The organism is Janthinobacterium sp. PLB04 (assembly GCF_021165895.1).
GTDB lineage: Bacteria > Pseudomonadota > Gammaproteobacteria > Burkholderiales > Burkholderiaceae_D > Janthinobacterium > Janthinobacterium lividum.
Genome location: NZ_CP088968.1, coordinates 137,148 through 157,745, shown reverse-complemented (window position 1 = coordinate 157,745; position 20,598 = coordinate 137,148). Strand labels below are relative to the sequence as shown.

Here is a 20,598-nt window from a genome sequence, read left to right as displayed (position 1 = left end):
GTCTAGGCATCAGTAGATCAGCATTAGCAATAAACAATACGCCGGCCCAGCGCCGCAACACAGGGCAACCGTTTGATTTTAAGGTGAATGGAAGATGCGTGAAATGACAACCAAGGGCAGGGACGTGCCGCCAGCGGCGCCTGCGAGCGCCTTGACGATGCTGTGCCTGGCCATGCTGGCGCTGCCCGGCATGGCGCGCGCGCAGGACGCGGTCCCGGCGGCCGCTCCTGTGGCCGCACCGGAACGGCAAGTGACGATCGAGGAATATCTGGTGCGCGGCAATACCGTGCTCGATGCGCGTGCCATCGAAGAGGCGGTGACGCCCTTCCTGGGGCCGGGCCGCACCCTGAAGGACGTGGAAGGGGCGCGCGACGCCCTCGTTGCTGCCTATCAAGCGCGCGGCTACCAGTCCGTCTACGTGGACTTGCCGGAGCAGCAGGTGGAGCAGGGCGTGGTGGTGCTGCAGGTGAGCGAAACGAAGGTGGGACGCTTGCGCGTCGTCGGCGCGCAATACAACTCGCCACTCGACGTGCGCCAGCAAGTGCCGGCCCTGACGGAAGGCAAGGTGCCGGACTTTACGCAGGCGCAAGTGGAACTGACGGCCCTGAACCGCGGTCCCAAGCGCCAGGTGATGCCGCTGGTCAAGCAAGGCAGCCTGCCCGGCACCATGGACGTGGACTTGAAAGTGGACGACAGCAGCCCGTGGCGCGCCAGCATCGGCTTGAACAACGACTACAGCGCCGATACCAAGAAGCTGCGCAGCAGCATGTCGGTCGGTCACGACAACCTGTGGCAGATGGGACATAGCGCCACCATCAGCTTTTTCGGTACGCCGGGCGACCTGAACCAGACCAAGGTGTGGTCCGCCTCGTACGTGGCGCCGATCGGCACGCAGGGCTGGAGCGTGGAAGCGACCGGCTACCAGTCGAACAGCAACGTGGCCAGCACGGGCGGCACCAGCGTGCTGGGCAAGGGCCACGCGCTGGGCATGAAAGTCAATTACACGGTGCCCAACAGCGGCATCTGGTGGCACAGCTTTTCTGCCGGCATCGATTTCAAGGATAACCAGGAAGCGCTGACACTGAATGGCACTGGTTCCAGCATTCCCTTGAAATACGTGCCGCTCAGCGTGGCCTACAACGGCTTTGCGCAGACGGATGCGGCGACCTACGGCCTGGGCCTGTCGCTGGTGGCAGGCACGCGCGCCGCGTTCGGCTATGGCAGCAACAGCGCCGCCTACGACAACAAGCGCTACAAGGCGTCGCCCAGCTTCCTCGTGCTGAAGGGCGACGCCAACGCCACTTATACCTTGGGCAGCGGCGCGCAGCTGCACGGGCGCATGTCGGGCCAGCTGGCCGATGCGGCGCTCGTGTCGGGCGAGCAGATGGCCGCCGGCGGCGCCAATTCCGTGCGCGGCTACCTGTCCGCCGAGGCGACGGGCGACTATGGCGTCTCGGGCACCGTCGAATGGCGCACGCCCCAGCTGACGTATTTCAGCCGCCTGGAAAACTGGCGCCTGTTTGCCTTTGCCGATGGCGCGCGCCTGCGCTTGCGCGATCCGATGATCGAGCAGAAAGACCTGTTCGGCCTGGCCTCCGTGGGTGTGGGCAGCAGCTTCCAGTTCCTGCGCTACCTGAATGGCCGCATCGATTTCGCTTACCCGCTGCGCGATGGCCCGCGCACGCACAAACACGTGCGCCGCATCAATTTCAACCTGTCGGCCAGCTACTGACGGGCCAGCTCACCAGCACTGCACTTTTTTAGACTTTTCTTCGGAGAATCACTGTCATGCAACGTTTTCTTTTTCTGCTCACGATCCTGGGCACGCTCGTTCCCGGCCTGGCGCATGCCTGGTGGCAGCCCGACTGGGCTTACCGCAAACCCGTTACCGTCGACGCCGGCCCGAAGGCGGGCGCCGTGGGCGGCGATCCCGGCCGCATTCCCGTGCTGCTGCGCTTGCATTCCGGTAATTTCAACTTCGAAGGCGTCAGCGACAACGGCGCCGACCTGCGCTTCGTCGCGGGCGACGACAAGACGGTGCTGAACCACCAGATCGAACAGTTCAACCCGCTGCTGGGCATCGCCCTGATCTGGGTCGACGTGCCGGCCCTGACGGCGGGCACGCCGCAGCAGCTGTGGATGTACTACGGCAATCCGAAGGCGCCCGCTTCCGGCAATGGCCAGCGCACCTTCGACCCCGACTACAGCCTGGTGTACCACTTCACCGAGCCTGGCGTGCCTTCGCGCGACAGCACCGCCTACGGCAACCATGCCCAGACGGCCGTGCCGGCGCTGGACGGTTCCGTCATCGGCGCCGGTGCCCGCCTGGGTACGGCACCGCTGATGCTGCCTGCCTCGCCTTCGCTGGCGCTGGCCGCCGGCGCGCCATTCACCTTTTCCGCCTGGGTGCGTCCCGATAACTTGGGCCCGCAGCAAGTGCTGTATGCGCGCCGCGATGGCGCCAATGAATTGCTGATCGGCGTGGACCAGGGCGTGCCTTTCGTGCAGGTGAATGGCCAGCGCAGCAAGCCCGGCCAACCGATCCAGGCCGCGCAATGGTCGCACCTGGCCGTGAAAGCCGATAAAGCCAACGTGGCCCTGTACGTGGGCGGCCGTCCGGCCGTGTCGCTGGCCACCGCGCTGCCAGCCTTCACGACGGCCGCCTCGGTGGGCGCCGATGCGCCGCCGGTCGCCTCCGGTACCTCCACCCTGAACAACTTCACGGGTGCCATCGACGAGCTGCGCCTGTCGCGCACGGCCCGTCCCGATGCCCTGCTGCTGGCCGACGCCGTCTCGCAAGGTTCCGAATCGCGCCTGGCCGTGTTTGGCGCCGATGAACAGCAAGCGGGCAAAAGCCATTTCGGCTTCATCATCGCCGCCATGCCGCTCGACGCGTGGATCGTCGTCGGCGTGCTGGGCCTGATGATGGTCTTGTCGTGGATCATCATGATCGGCAAGGGCCGCAGCTATGGCGCCATCTCGCGCGCCAATGCGCAATTCATGCAGTCGTTCCACGAAGCGGCCGGCGCGCCGCTCGACCACCTGGCGCGCAACGGCAAGCTGAGCGCTTCCGTGAAGACGGATTCCTCGCTGTGGCGCCTGTATGACGTGGCCATCGACGAAATGCGCCGCCGCCATGACCGCGGCTACGACCTGAACGCCGTCTCGAACGCGACCATCGGCGCCATCCGCGCCGCCATGGATGGCGTGATGGTGCGCGAAAGCGAACGCATGTCGAAACGCATGATCTGGCTCTCGACCACCATCGAAGGCGCGCCGTATGTCGGCCTGTTCGGCACCGTGATCGGCATCATGCTGGTGTTCGTCGTGGCGGCCATGGCCGGCGCCGTGGACATCAACTCGGTGGCGCCGGGCATGGCGGCAGCGCTGCTGTGTACGGCGGCCGGCCTGGGCGTGGCGATTCCCGCCCTGTTCGGCTACAACTGGCTGTCCTCGCGTTCGGACGCCATCGTTGCCGACATGGCCGTCTTCGTCGATGAGTTCGCCACGCGCCTGGCTGAAGAGCAGGGCGACGGACGCCAGATGCGTCCCGTGCTGCAACAGGCGTGAGGGGCGCATAACCATGGCCACCTCCGCCAAGTTTACCCCCCGCAAGCGTAGCGGCGGCATCAATATCACGCCCTTCGTCGACGTGCTGCTGGTGGTGCTGGTGATCTTCATCTTGACCAGCAACGCCAGCATTCCCGGCATCAAGGTCGACCTGCCCAAGGCCAGTTCGGCCATGGCGCTGGAAAAACCGAAGACCAAGGCCATCACCATCGACAACGCGGGCCAGGTCTTCCTCGATGCCTATCCCGTCACCTTGCCCGAGCTGGAAGAGCGCCTGCGCACGGAAAAGGCCCTGACGCCCGACTTCCCCGTAATCGTGCGCGGCGATGCCGCCGTGCAATACGCGAAAGTGGTCGAAGTGCTGGACTTGCTGCGCCGCATCGACCTGAACCAGGTGGGCCTGGTGACCGGCAAGCCGGCATGAGGAGCGCAAGGTGAAGCGTGACGACATGATGAAGATGGCCGCCTCGGAATCGTCGGGTGCGGCGCAGTGGTGGCGCCGCTGGGGCGGCGTGGCCGGCGGCGTGCTGCTGGCTGGCGCGCTGGCCGCGCTGGTCTGGTACTTGCTGTCGGACACGGCGGCCACCAAGCGCGAAGTGGCGGCGCCGCCGATGCTGATGCTGCCACCCCCGCCACCGCCGCCGCCGGAACCGGAAAAACTGCCGGAACCGACGCCGGACAAGGTGGTGCCGGAAGTGTCGGAGCCGGAACCGACGCCGGCCGACAAACCCATGGATGACGCGCCGGAAAGCCCGTCGCCGGACAAGGGCGACCCTGTCACCATCGACGGCGCGGCGCAGGCCGGCAGCGACGCCTTCGGCATCCAGGCCGGACGCGGCGGCGGCATGACGGGCGGCGGCGGTGGCGGCGGTCTCGGCGCGGGATCGTATGGCCGCTATGTGGCCAACGCGCTGCAGCTGGCCTTTGCCCGCGACCCGCGCACGCGCCAGCTGGCGTTTGCCGACATCCGCGTCGACCTGTGGCTCGATACGGAAGGCAAGACGACAAAGGTGCAGCTGGTGCAAGGCACGGGCAATGCGCAGACGGATGAGCAAGTGCTGGCCATGGTGCGCGACTTCCGCGCCGATGAGCGGCCACCGGCATCCCTGCGTTTCCCGGCCCGCGTATCTATTAAAGGCCGGCGCCCGTAAGCGCATGAACTAATTCCTCATTTACCGAAAGAAGCGATGAATTCCTTATTTTCTCCCTCACAGCGCATGCGCCGCCTTCCGCTGGCGCTGGCTGCCCTGGCCCTGAGCGTGGCGGCGGGCGCAGCACAAGCCCAGTCCGCGGCACCGGCCGACAGCACCATGGTCAAACTGATCCGCGGCCTGATCCAGAGCGGCGCCCTGAACAAGGATGCCGGCGAAGCGCTGCTGGCGCAGGCGCAGAGCGAAGCGCTGGCCGCGGCGCAAGCCCGCCCTGCCGCCGCACCGGCGGCCCTGGCGCAGGTACAGGCGGGCGACGTGCGCGTGCCGTATATTTCGCAAACCGTGCGCGAGCAGATCCGCGACGAGATCAAGGGCCAAGTGCTGGCCGAAGCGAAGGCGGGCGGCTGGGCGGCGCCGAATGAAACGCCGGCCTGGACCAAGCGCATCCGCCTGGAAGGCGATGTGCGCGCGCGCTACGAATCGCGCTATTACGACATGGCCAACAGCAATATCGAGATCGACTGGCGCTCGCTCAACAGCGGCAGCGGCTACGACGTCAATTCGAATACCAACCTGGCCCTGCCGGCGCTGCTGAACACGCGCGAAGACCGCAAGCACTTGCTGCGCGCCCGCGCCCGCCTGGGCATCCTGGCCGACATTTCCGACAGCACGCAAGCGGGCATCCGCCTGGCCAGCGGCAATGACGACAGCCCCGTGTCCACCACGCAAACCCTCGGTGGCGGCCTGGGCAAGAAAAACATCTGGCTGGACCAGGCCTGGCTGTCCTACCAGCCCGCTTCCTGGCTGAAACTGACGGCGGGCCGTTTTGATAACCCGTTCGTCTCCGGCGACGAACTGTTTTCCAGCGAACTCAATTTCGACGGCATCGCCGCCAAGGTGCAGCAACCCCTCGGCGATAGCAAGGACGTCACCGTGTTCGGTACCCTGGGCCTGATTCCGCTCGAGTATTCGTCCGACAATGCGCCTAGCCGCAGCCAGGCAAAAATGTCCAGCGAAAACAAGTGGCTGCTGGGCGCGCAAGTGGGCGCTTCGTGGAAGATCAATAGCGACCATCAGTTGCGCGGCGCGCTGGCTTACTACAACTTCCGCAACATCAGCGGCGAGTATTCGCAGCCGTGCGCCCTGTACGCGGGCGCCGATGGCTGCAGCACGGACTGGTCGCGTCCATCGAGCATGCAAAAAGGCAATAGCTTGATGCTGCTGCGCAATATCGCTTTGAACCCGCTGGACCCGGCGAATACGCCGCAGCCGCAATTCGTGGGCCTGGCCTCGAAATTCCGCCTGGCCAACCTGAATGCGCGCTGGGATAGCAAGGTTGCCGGCGGCACGGACTTGCGCATCGAAGGCGATTATGTGCGCAACATGGCTTACGACAAGAACGCCATGTGGGCGCGCGCCAAGGGCGGCATCATGAACAACTTCGGCGGCACGGGCGGCGTCTCGCAAGCCGATTTCCGGAGCGGCGGCAATGCCTACATGCTGCAGGCGACGCTGGGCAAGGCCAGCCCGGCGGCGCGCGGCGACTGGAACGTTTTGCTCGGCTACAAGCGCATCGAACCGGATGCCTTGCCTGACGCCTACAACGATTCCACCTTCCACCTGGGCGGCACGAATGCGCGCGGCTACTACCTGGGCGGCGCGTATGCGCTCGACAAGAATACCTGGCTGAACGGCCGCTGGACGTCGAGCCGCGAAGTGTTCGGTTCGGCGCTGTCGATCGACACCCTGCAAATCGAATTGAACGCGCGTTTTTAAGGAGCCATGATGTTGATATCCAACAAAATGCGCCTGCCTTTACTGCTGCTGAGTTTGCTGGCCGCCAGCACGGCCCAGGCGCAGAAGGGGCAGAGCATGGAAGAGCGCTTGCGGGCCGAGTTGCGCAATGTCACGGCGCAATTGCAGCAGACGCGCGGCGAGCTGGAATTGCTCAAAGCCAAGGGCGTGCCTGCCGCCAAGGCGGCGCCCGTCGCCGCGCCTGCCAGCGATGGTTTGAAAAAGGAACTGGCGCGCAGCCAGTCGCAACTGGCGCAGGAGCGCGCGCAACGGGAAAAACTGGGCGAGCAGCAACAGCGCAGCGCCGCCGCCGCGCAAGAGGCAAGCGCCAGCCTGGCGCAGTACCGCCAGGCCAGCGAACAACTGGCCGCCACGGGCAAGCAGATCGAAGCGGAGCGTGCGCGTCTCGACGGCGAAGTGGCGGCCCAGCGGGGCGCCCTGGCACGCTGCGAAAGCAAGAATGCCCAGCTGTATGCGGCCGGTCAGGAAATCCTGCAAGCGTATGAAGGACTCGACGTGCTGGACGTCATGAAGGCGCGCCAGCCGTTCGCCGCGCAAAGCAGAGTGAAACTCGAACAGATTGCCCAGCAGTACGGTGATCAGCTGTACCAGGGGCGCTTTGACGCGCGTCAAACAGAAACACCGGCCGCGCCCGCGCCGGCTCCCCAGTAATTTTACTTTTTGAAATGAATGGAATGACGATGGAAAACACGAATAGCTTGCTGACCACCCTGAATGCGGAACAAACGGCCGAGGCCATCAAGGCGGCCGGCTGCGCCGTCACCAGCATCGAACACGACGGTGTCGTGCGCCTGCACAGCGCCAGCCATGGCATCGGCTTTCAGGTGCTGTGGGGCAATGAAGCATCGCCTGGCCAGTATGCGGACCTGACCCTGAGCTGCCCGCTGCGCGTGCAGGGCGGCGACTTGCCGGCCGGCTTGCTGGCCGAATGGCACCGCAGCAAGCGTTTTGCCCGCGTGGCCCAGCATGGCGATTTCGTCGTGCTGGAAATGGATGTGCTGGTCGCCGGTGGCGTCAGCCGCGAGTACCTGAATATCAATCTGCAACTGTGGACGCAGATGATGGGCCAGTTCTTCTTGTTTTTGCGCAACTTTACGCCGGCCGATACGAGCACCGCACCGCTCGTCGAAGCCGTCAACGTGGCAGAAGAAGAAACTGTGCCGGCCTGACAAGCGGGCCAACGGCGGCAAAAAAGGCCCGTGACGGGCCTTTTTTGCTGCCGGCGGGTCCCAAGTGTCGTATTAAATACTTATTTTTTAGGCATCGCGCATTAAAACTGCTCAAAGAGCGTGTGTGAATCAAGCCAGCAACGGCTGTATGGCGGATAATATTGCCTGTTGCCGATTTGGATACGACCTTTACACAAAAATGCGCCCCATGGATTTTACCCGCGACGAAACCAGTGAAACCCCAGTTGCCCCGGCCAGTGCGCCGGGAGCGCCTTTGCCGTATGCCGTCGCCACCTGGCTGCAGCGGGTGGAGGCTGCCGCCCATCCGAAGGCCGTGCTGACCATTGCCGAGCCTGATCCCAAACTCAACCAGCACCGGCTGATCTACGTGCTGGCGCCCACCAGCGGTGGCCGCCACGTGGCCCTGTGCCTGTACAAGGCGCGGCTGCGGCCGAATGGCGACGTGGCGGCGGCTTCTCCCATCAGCGAAATCTTTTCTCTGCTGTCGGCGCCGCCCACGTTCCTGGCGCCAGCCGACGAAGACCTCGTGCGTTTCTTCGTGGCCATGCGCAGCGGGCAGAATTCGCAGACGGGCAGTGCCACGGAGCCGAAGGGCAAGGTGGGCGCAGCCCTGCTGAAAATGCTGGCCGAGCAGGATAAATTGTTGTGGGCCAATTCCTGGGCCGACGTCGGCAATGGTCTCGTGTATCCGCTGAAGGAAGGTCCCGTGCGTCCCGCGCGCCTGTTCTGGCGCGACGAAGGCAAGACCATGCGCCTGGGCTGGCAAGTGGACCCGCCGGAAGGCGCGAAGCACCATGGCGCCGACCAGATCGACTACATGCTGCCCACCGATCCGCCGTGGTACATCGACAACCTGTCGTGCGGCGTGCTGGAATTGAACCAGGGCGGCTCCGACATTTCCCTGGCCGACTTGCAGGCGCTGGTGGCGCAGGCGCCGCCCCTGAACGCGAACGACAAGGTGCGCGTGTCGCAATTGCTGCTGGCGCAGGGCTTGCAGCATTTGATGCCGCTGCCGCAGCCGTTGCCGCAGCGCTTGCGCAAGGACGTGCCGGCGCAGCCGGTCTTGCTGCTCGACAGCGCCATGCTGGCCGATGGCAGCGCGCAGCGCTGGAGCGACTTCGCCGTGCTGTCCTACGACTACGATGGCGAGCGCGTCGCGTTCGACCCGTCGCAGCGCGTGGTGCGGCAAGTGGGCGACGTGACGGAAATTATCCAGAGAAATACGGTCGATGAAGCGCGCGCGCTGGCGACGTTGGCCGAGCTGCAGTTCAAGAAGCCGGGCTCCGCCCCCTTGAGCGGCTTGAAGGGTGCCTTGCAACTGCCTTCCCAGGCGGAATGGCTGCGTTTTGCCGAGTCCGGCATCGACGCCTTGCGCAAACAGGGCTGGATCGTGGAAAAGACGGCCAAGTACCGCTACGACGTGAGCGACGTGGGCGACTGGTATGCGGAGATCGACGACCAGGACCCGGACAGCGGCAACGCCTGGTTCGAGCTGGAACTGGGCATCGTCGTCAACCACGAGCGCGTGCCGCTGCTGCCCGTGCTGGTGCAGCTGATCCGCAACGCGCCCAACGATTTCAACCCGAAAGTCATCGAAGCGCATGCGGACGATGACCAGATGCTGGCGACCTTGCCGGACGGTACGCGCGTGGCCTTGCCGTGGGGCAGAGTGCGCCCCATCCTGAACACGCTGGGCGAACTGTATTTCAGCGACAAGATCAAGCATGCCGTGCGCATGTCGACCCTGGATGCGGCGCGTCTGGAAGAGCTGGCGCGCGGCCTGGACATGCAATGGACGGGCGGCGAGCAGCTGCGCGCCATGGGCCGCAAACTGAGCCAGTTCGGTTCCGTGCAAAAAGTGGCGGCCCCAGCCGGCTTGCAGGCGACCCTGCGCGACTACCAGGCCGACGGCCTGGCGTGGATGCAATTCCTGCGCGACCATGACCTGGCGGGGATTCTGGCCGATGACATGGGCTTAGGTAAAACTGTGCAGACCCTGGCGCATATCCTGGTGGAAAAGGAAGCGGGCCGTTTGACGCATCCGGCCCTGGTGATTGCACCGACGAGTCTGATGGGCAACTGGCAGGACGAGGCGGCAAAATTTGCGCCCAGCCTGAAAGTGCTGCTGCTGCAAGGCAAGGACCGTGCGCAGCAATTTGACCAGATCGACCAATGCGACCTGGTGCTGACCACCTACGCCCTGTTGCCGCGCGACGAGGAAACCCTGCGCGAGCACGATTTCCACCTGGTCATCCTCGACGAATCGCACTACATCAAGAATACGCGCAGCAAGGCGGCGCAAAGCGCGGGCCTGTTGCGCGCGCGCCACCGCCTGTGCCTGTCCGGCACGCCGCTGGAAAATCACCTGGGCGAGCTGTGGTCGCAATTCCACTTCCTGCTGCCGGGCTTGCTGGGCGACGAGAAGACCTTCAATACGCAATTCCGCCATCCGATCGAGCGCCAGGACGACCCGCTGCGCCGCATGCTCCTGAACCGCCGCATCAAGCCTTTCCTACTGCGCCGCACGAAGGACAATGTGGCCAAAGAGCTCCCGCCGAAGACGGAAATGGTGCGCAAGGTGGAATTGACGGGCCCGCAGCGCGACCTGTATGAAACCGTGCGTCTGGCGATGGATCAAAAAGTGCGCGAAGAAATCGACAAGAAGGGCGTGGCGCGCAGCCAGATCGTCATCCTCGAAGCGCTGCTGAAACTGCGCCAGGTCTGCTGCGATCCCCGCCTGGTGAAATCCTTGCCGGCGAAGAAGCAGTCGGCCGGCTCGGCCAAGCTGCTCGACCTGATGCAGATGGTGGAAGACTTGCTCGACGAAGGGCGCAAGATCCTTGTGTTCTCGCAATTTACCAGCATGCTGGAATTGATCGAGGAAGAACTGGAATCGCGCGACATTCCCTACGCCTTGCTGACAGGCGAAACGAAGGACCGGGGCGCGCAAGTGGCGGCTTTCCAGCAGGGCGCCGTGCCGATCTTCCTGATCAGCCTGAAAGCGGGCGGCGTCGGCCTGAACCTGACGGCGGCCGACACGGTCATCCACTACGATCCGTGGTGGAATCCCGCGGCGGAAAACCAGGCCACGGACCGCGCCTGGCGCATCGGCCAGGACAAGCCCGTGTTCGTCTACAAGCTGATCGCGAAGGGCACGCTGGAAGAAAAAATCCAGCTGCTGCAGCAAAAGAAATCGGAGCTGGCGCAGTCGATCCTGGCCGAAGGCGAATCGCAGAAGATGGCCCTCACGCAGGAAGACTTGCAGCAGATTTTCGCCCCGCTGGAAGATTAACGCTGCCGCACGCTTATACTTGGCGATTCTTTCTTGCCAGGTATAACGCATGCTGCCCTTTCTCCTTCTGCTGCTTGCCGGCGTCATCCTCATGGCGCTGCGCTTCGTCCAGTTGCGTCGCGCCCTGCTGCGCGCGCGGGCAGGCGAAGCGCAGTTCCGCCTGCTGGCCGAGCACGGGCGCGACGCGGCCTTCCTGCTCGACGCCACGACCCTGGAATTGCTCTACATCAGCCCCGCCGCGCAGCGCCTGACGGGCCACGACTTGCCTGCCTTGCGCGCGCACGCGGCGCAGCTGGCGGCGGACGTGCCGGCCCGGCTGCAGCGCTGGCGCGATGGCGACGCCAGCCGTTTGACCCTGTTGCGCGAAGTGGAATTGCCGCACGCCGACGGCCACCAGCTGGCCCTGGAAATCCATTCCACCATCGTGCCTGCGGCGGCCGGACGCAGCATGACCCTGGTGGGGACCTTGCGCGACGTCAGCGCCGCCCAGGCGCAGGAAGCGGAACGGGAAAAGGAGCAGAAGCGCTTCGCCTCGATGCTGTCGCACGAATTCCGCACGCCGCTGGCCACGATTGATGGCGCTATCCAGCGCCTCGTCTCGACGTCCACCGAGGCGGACGAGGCCACGCGCAAGCGCTACGTGAAAATCCAGACGGCCGTCGACCGTTTGTTGTCCATGATTGACGATTATTTGTCACCCGAACGCATGGCGGCCATCGGCCGCGAGCGGGCCGCCGACGGCATCGCGCCGCTGGCCCTGCTGCAACAGGCGGCCGCCACCGTGCCGGCCAGCCACCGCGTGCAGCTGGAACTGGACGAGGACTTGCCGGCCAGGCTGCGCTGCGACGTGCCCGGCATGGCGCTGTGCCTGAAAATCCTGCTCGACAACGCCGTCAAGTTCAGCCCGCCTGGCAGTGCCATCACCGTGTCGGCCAAGCTGGTGCCCGAGGGCGGCGTGGCCCTGTGCGTGCGCGATGCGGGGCCTGGCTTGCGGGAAGACGAACTGGCGCAGTTGTTCGAAAAAGGAAGCCGTGGAACCTATGCCACGCATCCGGGCGCGGGGCTGGGCCTGTACATGGCGCGCGCCGTGGTGGACGTGCATGGCGGGAGTTTGCAGGGGCATAATCTGCCCGAAGGCGGGGCACTTTTCCGCATTTGGCTGCCGCTTCCTGTCTAGACAAGGAAAAGCCTTGCTTCCGCTGAAGGCAACCGTGATAATTCCTTGACGTAAACCTATTGTGCCGTCCATCATGGTGTAGAAGTGAATGGCATGGTTTGCCCACGGTAGCTCACTAACGGAAGAATGGCGTTGCAATGACGAAAATACTGATCGTCGAAGACAATCTGGACTACGCCGAAGACATGGCGGAGTTTCTCGTTGAGCTCGAACACGAAGTTCATATCACCAGCTCCGCTGGCGGGATGTGGACGGCGTTGAGCCATGGTAATGTTGGCGTGGTCGTACTGGACCTGGGCTTGCCCGATGAGGATGGCTTCAACGTCATTCCCCGCATGCGCCAGCTGTATCCGCAAATTGGTGTGCTGGTGCTGACGGGGCGTGTCGCTTTCGACAGCCGCATCCTGGGCTTGCGCCTGGGCGCCGACCACTATCTGACCAAGCCGATCAAATTCCCCGAACTGGCCGCCCACATCGAAGCGCTCGACCGCCGCGTCGGCCCGCAAGATCCCGTGCCCGAGCCGGGCAAGTGGACCTTGAAGGTCAGCGCGCGCCAACTTGAGCTGATGGGTTCAGTCATCGCCCTGACGGAAAAAGAATTCAACTTCCTGCACTTGCTCACCATCAATACCCGCCCCGTGCCGCGCGACGTCATCGTGGCCGGCATGGGCGGCGAAGATCCCGATGCGGGCCGCCGGGTCGACATGCTCGTGTATCGCCTGCGCAAGAAAGCCAAGACGGGCCTGGGCCAGGACTTGCCGCTGCGCAGCGCGTATGGCGAAGGCTACAGTTTGTCGGCCAGTTTCAATTTGTCCTGACCAGCAGAGGCGGTTCGGATGAAATGGCGTGTTCTGCTTGGGCTGCTGTTGATCGTTGGCTTGTCCTGTGCGGTTCTGTTGCTGCGTCAGGAATGGAAAATCGACAGCTGCCTCGTCAAGGGCGGCCGCTGGAATTACCCACAGGCTGTTTGCGAAGGCGCATGAACGCCCTGTCGCGAAATTAAGGGACAGAGTCAACCGCCTTTTCCAGCATTTCAAATAAAACAGGGTCAGAGTCGCGCCTTGCGCGCACAAGTGTGTAAAATCAAGGTCTTAGCCTTCTTTTTACCGATTCTGCCATGGCCCGCTTGCCCCGCCTCATCATTCCAGCACTACCCCATTACGTGATCCAGCGCGGCAGCAACCGCGAGAGCGTGTTCCAGGATGCGGCCGACTACGCGCAATTCCTTTCCTGGCTGAAAACCGGGGCAAAAATGTTCAAGGTGGCCATCCATGCCTACGTTTTATTGCCTGATCAGCTACATTTTCTGGCCACGCCCAGCGATGCGACGGGTCTGGGGCAGCTGATGCAGTGGCTGGGACGCTATTACGTGCCGTATTTCAACCAGAAATACGGCCGCGAGGGGGCACTGTGGCAGGGACGCTACAAAACTTCCGTCATCGATCCCGACAATTTCTTCCTCACTTGCTGCCGCTACCTCGAATGCGTACCCGTGCAAACGGGTTTGGCGGGCCAGGCGCTGGACTATAGCTGGTCCAGCTATGCGCACCATGCGGGCGTGCGTCCCGATCCCGTCATCACCGACCATGCGCTGTACTGGGCGCTCGGCAATACGCCGTTCGACCGCGAGGCGGCCTATCTGCGCCTGTTCGAGCAAGGCCTGGGCCGCAGCCAGGTCAAGGTGGTGGAAGAGGCTGTATTGAAGGGCTGGCCGCTGGGTGCCGACGCTTTCAAGCAGGCGCTGGAGCACAAAATGCAGCGGCAAGTGCTGCCGGCCAAGCGGGGTCGTCCCCGCAAAATCGTGGCCGAAGTGGGCGCCAATTGAAAAGCATTCGCATTTAAAACAAAAAATGGTTTCTTTCTCACGTTTTATTGAAATTGCTTTGACTATGTCCCTATTAAATTTTTAGGGCGACGGAATCGAATTTAATTCGACTCCGACCCTAATTTTTGTGGTTGAGTTTTTTGTTGCGTTGCACTACTCTAGTTTTTCGATAGTCATATGCAGCGGAGAAGCCCATGAAAGCGCAAGGCCTGTACGACCCAGCCAATGAACACGATGCCTGCGGCGTCGGTTTCGTCGCCCATATCAAGGGCAACAAGACCCATTCGATCGTCGAACAGGGTTTGCTGATTCTGAAAAACCTCGATCACCGGGGCGCCGTGGGCGCGGATGCGCTGATGGGTGATGGCGCCGGCATCCTGATCCAGATTCCCGACCAGTACTACCGCGAAGAAATGGCCAAGCAGGGCGTGGAATTGCCGCCGCCTGGCGAATACGGCGTGGGCATGGTCTTCCTGCCGAAGGAACACGCCTCGCGCATCGCGTGCGAACAGGAAATCGAACGCGCCGTGCGCATCGAGGGACAAGTCGTGCTGGGCTGGCGCAACGTGCCCATCGATACGGACATGCCGATGTCGCCTACCGTGCGCGCCAAGGAACCGGTCATCCGCCAGATTTTCATCGGCCGCGGCCCGGACATCATGGTCACCGACGCGCTCGAGCGCAAACTGTATGTGATCCGCAAATCGTCGGGCCACGCCATCCAGGCCTTGAAACTGCTGCACGGCAAGGAATTCTTCGTGCCGTCGATGTCGGCGCGCACCATCGTTTACAAGGGCTTGCTGCTGGCCGACCAGGTGGGCGTGTATTACAAGGACTTGCAGGATGCGCGCTGCATCTCGGCCCTGGCCCTCGTGCACCAGCGTTTCTCGACGAATACTTTCCCCGAATGGCCGCTGGCCCACCCGTACCGTCTGATCGCGCATAACGGCGAGATCAACACCGTCAAAGGCAACTTCAACTGGATGCGCGCGCGCGAAGGCGTGATGAAGTCGGCCGTGCTGGGCGACGATCTGCAAAAACTGTTCCCCCTGATCTATGAAGGCCAGTCCGACACGGCGTGCTTCGATAATGCGCTGGAACTGCTGTTGATGGCCGGCTACCCGATCGCCCAGGCGATGATGATGATGATTCCGGAAGCGTGGGAAAACCACACGACGATGGACGACAACCGCCGCGCCTTCTATGAATACCACGCGGCCATGATGGAACCGTGGGACGGCCCCGCCGCCATGGCGTTCACGGATGGCCGCCACATCGGCGGCACGCTGGACCGCAACGGTTTGCGTCCTGCACGCTACATCGTCACGGACGACGATCTGGTGGTGATGGCGTCGGAATCGGGCGTGCTGCCGATCCCGGAATCGAAGATCATCCAGAAATGGCGCTTGCAGCCTGGTAAGATGTTCCTGATCGACTTGGAAGCGGGCCGCATCATCGACGACCAGGAACTGAAGAACACCTACGCCAACGCCAAGCCATATAAAGCCTGGATCAATTCGGTGCGTATCAAGCTCGACGAGATCAAGCTGGCCGAAGGACAAGCGAAACAGGACCGTGCCCAGGGCGAAAAAGAGCAGCCATCGTTGCTGGACCGTCAGCAGGCGTTCGGCTATACGCAGGAAGACTTGAAGTTCCTCATGGCGCCTATGGCCGTGGCCGGCGAAGAGGCGACGGGCTCGATGGGCAATGACTCGCCGCTGGCCGTCATGTCGAACAAGCTCAAGCCGCTGTATAACTACTTCAAGCAACTGTTCGCGCAAGTGACGAATCCGCCGATCGACCCGATCCGCGAAGCGATGGTGATGTCGCTCGTGTCCTTCATCGGCCCGAAACCGAACTTGCTCGATACGAACAACGTCAATCCGCCGATGCGCCTGGAAGTGGCGCAGCCCGTGCTGGGCTTTGACGACATGGCCCGCTTGCGCAACATCAGCGCCCACACGGGCGGCAAGTTCAAGTCGTACGAACTGGACATCTGCTACCCGCTGGCCTGGGGCAAGGAAGGCGTGGAAGCGTGCCTGGCCTCGCTGTGCGCGGAAGCCGTCGACGCCGTCAAGTCGGGCCACAACATCCTGATCGTCTCGGACCGCGCCATTTGCGCCGACCAGGTGGCGATCCCCGCGCTGCTGGCCACCTCCACCGTGCATCAGCACCTGGTGAGCAAGGGCTTGCGCGCCTCCACCGGCCTCGTCGTGGAAACGGGCTCGGCCCGCGAAACCCACCACTTCGCTTTGCTCGCCGGCTACGGCGCGGAAGCCGTCCACCCGTATCTGGCCATGGAAACCCTGGTCGAGATGGCGCACGGCTTGCCAGGCGACTTGTCGGGCGACAAGGCCATCTACAACTACACCAAGGCGGTGGGCAAAGGCTTGATGAAGGTCATGTCGAAGATGGGCATTTCGACGTACATGTCGTACTGCGGCGCGCAAATCTTCGAAGCCATCGGCTTGAATAAATCGCTGGTCGACAAATACTTCAAGGGCACGGCCTCGAACGTGGAAGGCATCGGCGTGTTTGAAGTGGCGGAAGAAGCGCTGCGCCTGCACGCGCTGGCCTTCGGCAACGATCCCGTGCTGGCCGACAAGCTCGACGCGGGTGGCGAATATGCATTCCGCGTGCGCGGCGAAGACCACATGTGGACGCCGGACGCGATTGCCAAGCTGCAGCATTCCACGCGCAGCAACAATTTCTCCAGCTATAAAGAGTACGCGCAAATCATCAACGACCAGAGCCGTCGTCACCTGACCCTGCGCGGCCTGTTCGAGTTCAAGCTCGACCCGACCAAGGCCATCCCGCTCGATGAAGTGGAACCGGCCAAGGAAATCGTCAAGCGCTTTGCCACGGGCGCCATGTCGCTCGGCTCGATCAGCACGGAAGCGCACGCGACGCTGGCTGTGGCCATGAACCGCATCGGCGGCAAGTCGAACACGGGCGAAGGCGGCGAAGATCCGAACCGCTACACGCAGGAATTGAAGGGCATCCCGATCCGCCAGGGCGACACCATGGCTTCCGTCGTAGGCGCCGAGCAGATCGTCGTCGACATTCCGCTGCAGGAAGGCGATTCCATGCGTTCGCGCATCAAGCAGGTGGCGTCGGGACGTTTCGGCGTCACGGCCGCCTACCTGAACTCGGCCGACCAGATCCAGATCAAGATGGCGCAGGGCGCGAAACCGGGCGAAGGCGGCCAGTTGCCGGGCCATAAGGTGTCCGAATACATTGCCAGCCTGCGCTTTTCCGTGCCGGGCGTGGGCTTGATTTCGCCGCCGCCGCACCACGACATCTATTCGATCGAAGATCTGGCGCAGCTGATCCATGACTTGAAGAACGCCAATCCGCGCGCTTCGATTTCCGTGAAACTGGTGTCGGAAGTGGGCATCGGCACGGTGGCTGCCGGCGTGACCAAGGCGAAAGCCGACCACGTGGTCGTCGCCGGCCACGACGGCGGCACGGGCGCTTCTCCATTGTCGTCCGTGAAACATGCGGGCACGCCGTGGGAGCTGGGTCTGGCAGAAACGCAACAAACGCTGGTGCTGAACGGCTTGCGCAGCCGCATCCGCGTGCAAGCCGACGGCCAGATGAAGACGGGCCGCGACGTGGTCATCGCCGCCCTGCTGGGCGCCGACGAGATCGGCTTCGCCACGGCGCCGCTGGTGGTCGAAGGCTGCATCATGATGCGCAAATGCCACTTGAATACGTGCCCGGTAGGCGTTGCCACGCAAGATCCTGTGCTGCGCGCCAAGTTCTCGGGCAAGCCCGAGTATGTCGTCAATTACTTCTTCTTCGTTGCCGAAGAAGCCCGTCAACTGATGGCGCAGCTGGGCATCCGCACGTATGACGAACTGATCGGCCGTGTGGACTTGCTGGACAAGTCGAAGGCGATTTCGCACTGGAAGGCGCAGGGCCTGGACTTCTCGGCCATCTTCCACAAGCCGGAAACGCCGGATGGCCAAGCCTGCCGCCACGTGGAATTCCAGGACCATGCGCTGGAAAAAGCGCTCGACCACAAGCTGATCGCGCAAGCGCGCGCGGCGCTGGAGAAGGGCGAGCGCGTCTCCTTCATCTCGCCCGTGCGCAACCTGAACCGCACGGTGGGTACCATGCTGTCCGGTGAAGTGGCGAAGAAATACGGCCATGCCGGCTTGCCGGACGACACCATCCACATCCAACTGCAAGGCACGGCGGGCCAGTCGGCCTGCGCCTTCCTGGCGCACGGCATCACCATCGACCTGGTGGGCGAGGGCAACGATTACGTGGGCAAGGGCCTGTCGGGCGGGCGCATCATCGTGCGGCCGAATACGGAATTCCGTGGCTGGGCCGTGGATAACATCATCATCGGCAACACGGTGCTGTACGGCGCCATCGCCGGCGAAGCCTTCTTCAATGGCGTGGCGGGCGAACGCTTTGCCGTGCGCAACTCGGGCGCCACCACGGTGGTCGAGGGCCTGGGCGACCATGGCTGCGAATACATGACGGGCGGCACGGTGGTGGTGCTGGGCAACACGGGACGCAACTTCGCGGCCGGCATGTCGGGCGGCATCGCCTATGTGTATGACCCGGCCGGCGACTTTGCCAGCAAGTGCAACACTGCCATGGTCAGCCTGGACAAGGTCGTGTCCGCAGCGGAACAGCATCTCGACCGCGATGCCTGGCATACGCAGCACCGCGACGGCGTGCCGGAAGCCGACGAGGTCATCCTCAAGCGCCTGATCGAGCGTCACTTCAAGCACACGGGCAGCACCCGCGCCCGTGTCCTGCTGGACGACTGGGCCGCGGCGCGCGGCAAGTTCGTGAAAGTCTTCCCGAACGAATACAAGCGCGCGCTGATTGAGATGGCTGCCGATGCCGCCATGGAAGTCCAAGCCGTCGCCGCCTGAGCCAGCCAAGATCAATCGCATAGAGCAATGACAGGGAGCGGCCAAGCCGCTCCCAGCCAGCAAATACAAAGGAAACATCGTGGGTAAAATTACCGGCTTCATGGAATTCAAGCGCCAGGACGAACACTATCTGGAGCCTGCCGCGCGTCTGAAGAACTACAAGGAATTCGTGCTGCACCTGTCGGACGCGCAAGCGACCGTGCAAGGCGCGCGCTGCATGGATTGCGGCATTCCCTTCTGTACCACGGGTTGCCCCGTGAATAACATCATTCCTGACTGGAATGACCTGGTGTACCGCGGCGCCTACCGCGAAGCGCTCGACATCTTGCATTCGACGAATAACTTCCCGGAATTCACGGGTCGCATCTGCCCGGCGCCGTGCGAATCGGCCTGTACCCTGGGCATCCATGAAGATCCGGTCGGCATCAAGTCGATCGAACATAAAATCATCGACATGGGCTGGGAACACGGCTGGGTCACGCCGCAGCCGGCGGGATTCAGCACCGGCAAGAAAGTGGCCATCGTCGGTTCCGGCCCTGCGGGCCTGGCGGCGGCGCAGCAGCTGGCGCGCGCCGGCCATGCCGTCACCGTTTTTGAAAAGAGCGACCGGGTCGGTGGCTTGCTGCGTTACGGCATCCCTGACTTCAAGATGGAAAAATCGCACATCGACCTGCGCGTGAAACAGATGGAAGCCGAAGGCGTGGTCTTCCGCACCAGCGTGCTGGTCGGCAAGGATTTCCCTGCCCACGTCAACAACTGGGCCAAGGAAACCATTTTCCCGGAAGACCTGGAAAAAGAATTCGACGCCGTCATCATGGCCGGCGGCGCCGAGCAGCCGCGCGACCTGCCCGTGCCGGGCCGCGAGCTGAAAGGCGTGCATTTCGCCATGGATTTCCTGCCGTTGCAAAACAAGGTCAACGCGGGCGACAAGCTCAAGGACCAGATCAAGGCGACGGGCAAGCATGTGGTGGTGATCGGCGGCGGCGACACGGGTTCCGACTGCGTCGGCACCTCGAACCGCCATGGCGCCGCCTCGGTGGCCCAGTTCGAACTGATGCCGCAGCCGCCGGAACAGGAAAACAAGCCGCTGGTCTGGCCTTACTGGCCGACCAAGCTGCGCACCTCGTCCTCGCACGAGGAAGGCTGCGAGCGCGACTGGGCCGTGGCCACCAAGCGCTTCGAAGGCAAGGGCGGCAAGGTGGAAAAGCTGATCGCCTGCCGCGTCGAATGGAAAGACGGCAAGATGAGCGAAGTGCCGAACTCGGAATTCGAGATGAAGGCGGACCTGGTCTTCCTGGCCATGGGATTTGTTTCCCCCGTGCAACAAGTGCTGGAAGCGTTCGGCGTCGATACGGATGCGCGCGGCAATGTCAAGGCGACAACGGATGGCGCCGGCTGCTACCAGACGTCGGTGGCCAAGGTGTTTGCGGCAGGCGACATGCGCCGTGGCCAGTCGCTGGTGGTCTGGGCCATCCGCGAAGGGCGCCAGTGCGCGCGCGCCGTCGATGAGTTCCTGATGGGCGCATCCCTGCTGCCGCGCTAAAAAACGAGCAATTGTTCGTTTTTTGCCAGGGCCACGGCGCGGATCGCGACGTGGCCTTTGTTCTTTTTACTTGTCAAGTCAACAGCCATGCATGCCATCGGGCAGGGACGCGATGTGGCGGCCGAATTTCCACTACAATA

At 63.3% G+C, this 20,598-nt stretch carries 13 protein-coding genes; all 13 read left to right on the top strand.

Features of this window, described 5'->3' with window-relative positions:
* The first annotated feature begins 94 nt into the window (after positions 1–94).
* The 13 genes from LSO07_RS00670 (at position 95) to LSO07_RS00610 (ending at position 20,458) form a co-directional block, all read left to right on the top strand.
* The gene (locus tag LSO07_RS00670; protein ID WP_191909554.1) at positions 95–1,732 is read left to right on the top strand and encodes a ShlB/FhaC/HecB family hemolysin secretion/activation protein; all 1,638 of its coding nucleotides are present in this window, start codon (positions 95–97) and stop codon (positions 1,730–1,732) included.
* Between the two features lie 56 nt (positions 1,733–1,788).
* Entirely contained in the window at positions 1,789–3,570 is a 1,782-nt protein-coding gene (locus LSO07_RS00665) for a DUF2341 domain-containing protein (RefSeq protein WP_070260503.1), read from the top strand.
* Positions 3,571–3,583: 13 nt separating this feature from the next.
* Positions 3,584–3,994, top strand: coding sequence for an ExbD/TolR family protein (locus tag LSO07_RS00660; protein WP_034753784.1), 411 nt, complete (start codon positions 3,584–3,586; stop codon positions 3,992–3,994).
* A gap of 10 nt (positions 3,995–4,004) precedes the next feature.
* Positions 4,005–4,721, top strand: a complete 717-nt coding sequence (locus tag LSO07_RS00655; RefSeq protein ID WP_225317135.1) for an energy transducer TonB family protein — start codon at positions 4,005–4,007, stop codon at positions 4,719–4,721.
* Positions 4,722–4,787: 66 nt separating this feature from the next.
* Positions 4,788–6,497 (top strand): putative porin, encoded by a 1,710-nt coding sequence (locus LSO07_RS00650; protein WP_225317134.1) that lies wholly within the window; start codon positions 4,788–4,790, stop codon positions 6,495–6,497.
* Between the two features lie 6 nt (positions 6,498–6,503).
* A complete protein-coding gene (locus LSO07_RS00645; protein WP_151091783.1) occupies positions 6,504–7,187 on the top strand; it encodes a hypothetical protein in 684 nt (227 codons plus the stop codon).
* Positions 7,188–7,216: 29 nt separating this feature from the next.
* Complete coding sequence (locus LSO07_RS00640) at positions 7,217–7,705, top strand: YbjN domain-containing protein (RefSeq protein WP_070280193.1); 489 nt, start codon at positions 7,217–7,219, stop codon at positions 7,703–7,705.
* A gap of 208 nt (positions 7,706–7,913) precedes the next feature.
* Positions 7,914–11,018 carry a DEAD/DEAH box helicase gene (locus LSO07_RS00635; protein WP_151091781.1) on the top strand — a complete coding sequence of 1,035 codons (3,105 nt, stop codon included), beginning with the start codon at positions 7,914–7,916 and terminating at the stop codon, positions 11,016–11,018.
* Between the two features lie 49 nt (positions 11,019–11,067).
* Positions 11,068–12,195, top strand: coding sequence for a PAS domain-containing sensor histidine kinase (locus LSO07_RS00630; RefSeq protein ID WP_151091779.1), 1,128 nt, complete (start codon positions 11,068–11,070; stop codon positions 12,193–12,195).
* 137 nt (positions 12,196–12,332) lie between these two features.
* Complete coding sequence (locus tag LSO07_RS00625) at positions 12,333–13,013, top strand: response regulator transcription factor (RefSeq protein WP_034780956.1); 681 nt, start codon at positions 12,333–12,335, stop codon at positions 13,011–13,013.
* Between the two features lie 299 nt (positions 13,014–13,312).
* Positions 13,313–14,020: a transposase gene (locus LSO07_RS00620; protein WP_151091777.1), complete on the top strand. Its 708-nt coding sequence runs from the start codon at positions 13,313–13,315 to the stop codon at positions 14,018–14,020.
* A 194-nt stretch (positions 14,021–14,214) separates the two neighbouring features.
* Positions 14,215–18,915 (top strand): glutamate synthase-related protein, encoded by a 4,701-nt coding sequence (locus LSO07_RS00615; protein WP_099390114.1) that lies wholly within the window; start codon positions 14,215–14,217, stop codon positions 18,913–18,915.
* Between the two features lie 79 nt (positions 18,916–18,994).
* Complete coding sequence (locus LSO07_RS00610; RefSeq protein ID WP_070257787.1) at positions 18,995–20,458, top strand: glutamate synthase subunit beta; 1,464 nt, start codon at positions 18,995–18,997, stop codon at positions 20,456–20,458.
* Positions 20,459–20,598 lie beyond the last annotated feature (140 nt).

What these genes read in the sequence shown, in the direction of transcription:
- LSO07_RS00635 (WP_151091781.1), top strand. Translation starts at nt 7,914, where the DNA reads ATGGATTTTACCCGCGACGAAACCAGTGAAACCCCAGTTGCCCCGGCC.
- LSO07_RS00620 (WP_151091777.1), top strand. Translation starts at nt 13,313, where the DNA reads ATGGCCCGCTTGCCCCGCCTCATCATTCCAGCACTACCCCATTACGTG.
- LSO07_RS00615 (WP_099390114.1), top strand. Translation starts at nt 14,215, where the DNA reads ATGAAAGCGCAAGGCCTGTACGACCCAGCCAATGAACACGATGCCTGC.
- LSO07_RS00625 (WP_034780956.1), top strand. Translation starts at nt 12,333, where the DNA reads ATGACGAAAATACTGATCGTCGAAGACAATCTGGACTACGCCGAAGAC.
- LSO07_RS00670 (WP_191909554.1), top strand. Translation starts at nt 95, where the DNA reads ATGCGTGAAATGACAACCAAGGGCAGGGACGTGCCGCCAGCGGCGCCT.
- LSO07_RS00650 (WP_225317134.1), top strand. Translation starts at nt 4,788, where the DNA reads ATGCGCCGCCTTCCGCTGGCGCTGGCTGCCCTGGCCCTGAGCGTGGCG.
- LSO07_RS00630 (WP_151091779.1), top strand. Translation starts at nt 11,068, where the DNA reads ATGCTGCCCTTTCTCCTTCTGCTGCTTGCCGGCGTCATCCTCATGGCG.
- LSO07_RS00665 (WP_070260503.1), top strand. Translation starts at nt 1,789, where the DNA reads ATGCAACGTTTTCTTTTTCTGCTCACGATCCTGGGCACGCTCGTTCCC.
- LSO07_RS00640 (WP_070280193.1), top strand. Translation starts at nt 7,217, where the DNA reads ATGGAAAACACGAATAGCTTGCTGACCACCCTGAATGCGGAACAAACG.
- LSO07_RS00660 (WP_034753784.1), top strand. Translation starts at nt 3,584, where the DNA reads ATGGCCACCTCCGCCAAGTTTACCCCCCGCAAGCGTAGCGGCGGCATC.
- LSO07_RS00645 (WP_151091783.1), top strand. Translation starts at nt 6,504, where the DNA reads ATGATGTTGATATCCAACAAAATGCGCCTGCCTTTACTGCTGCTGAGT.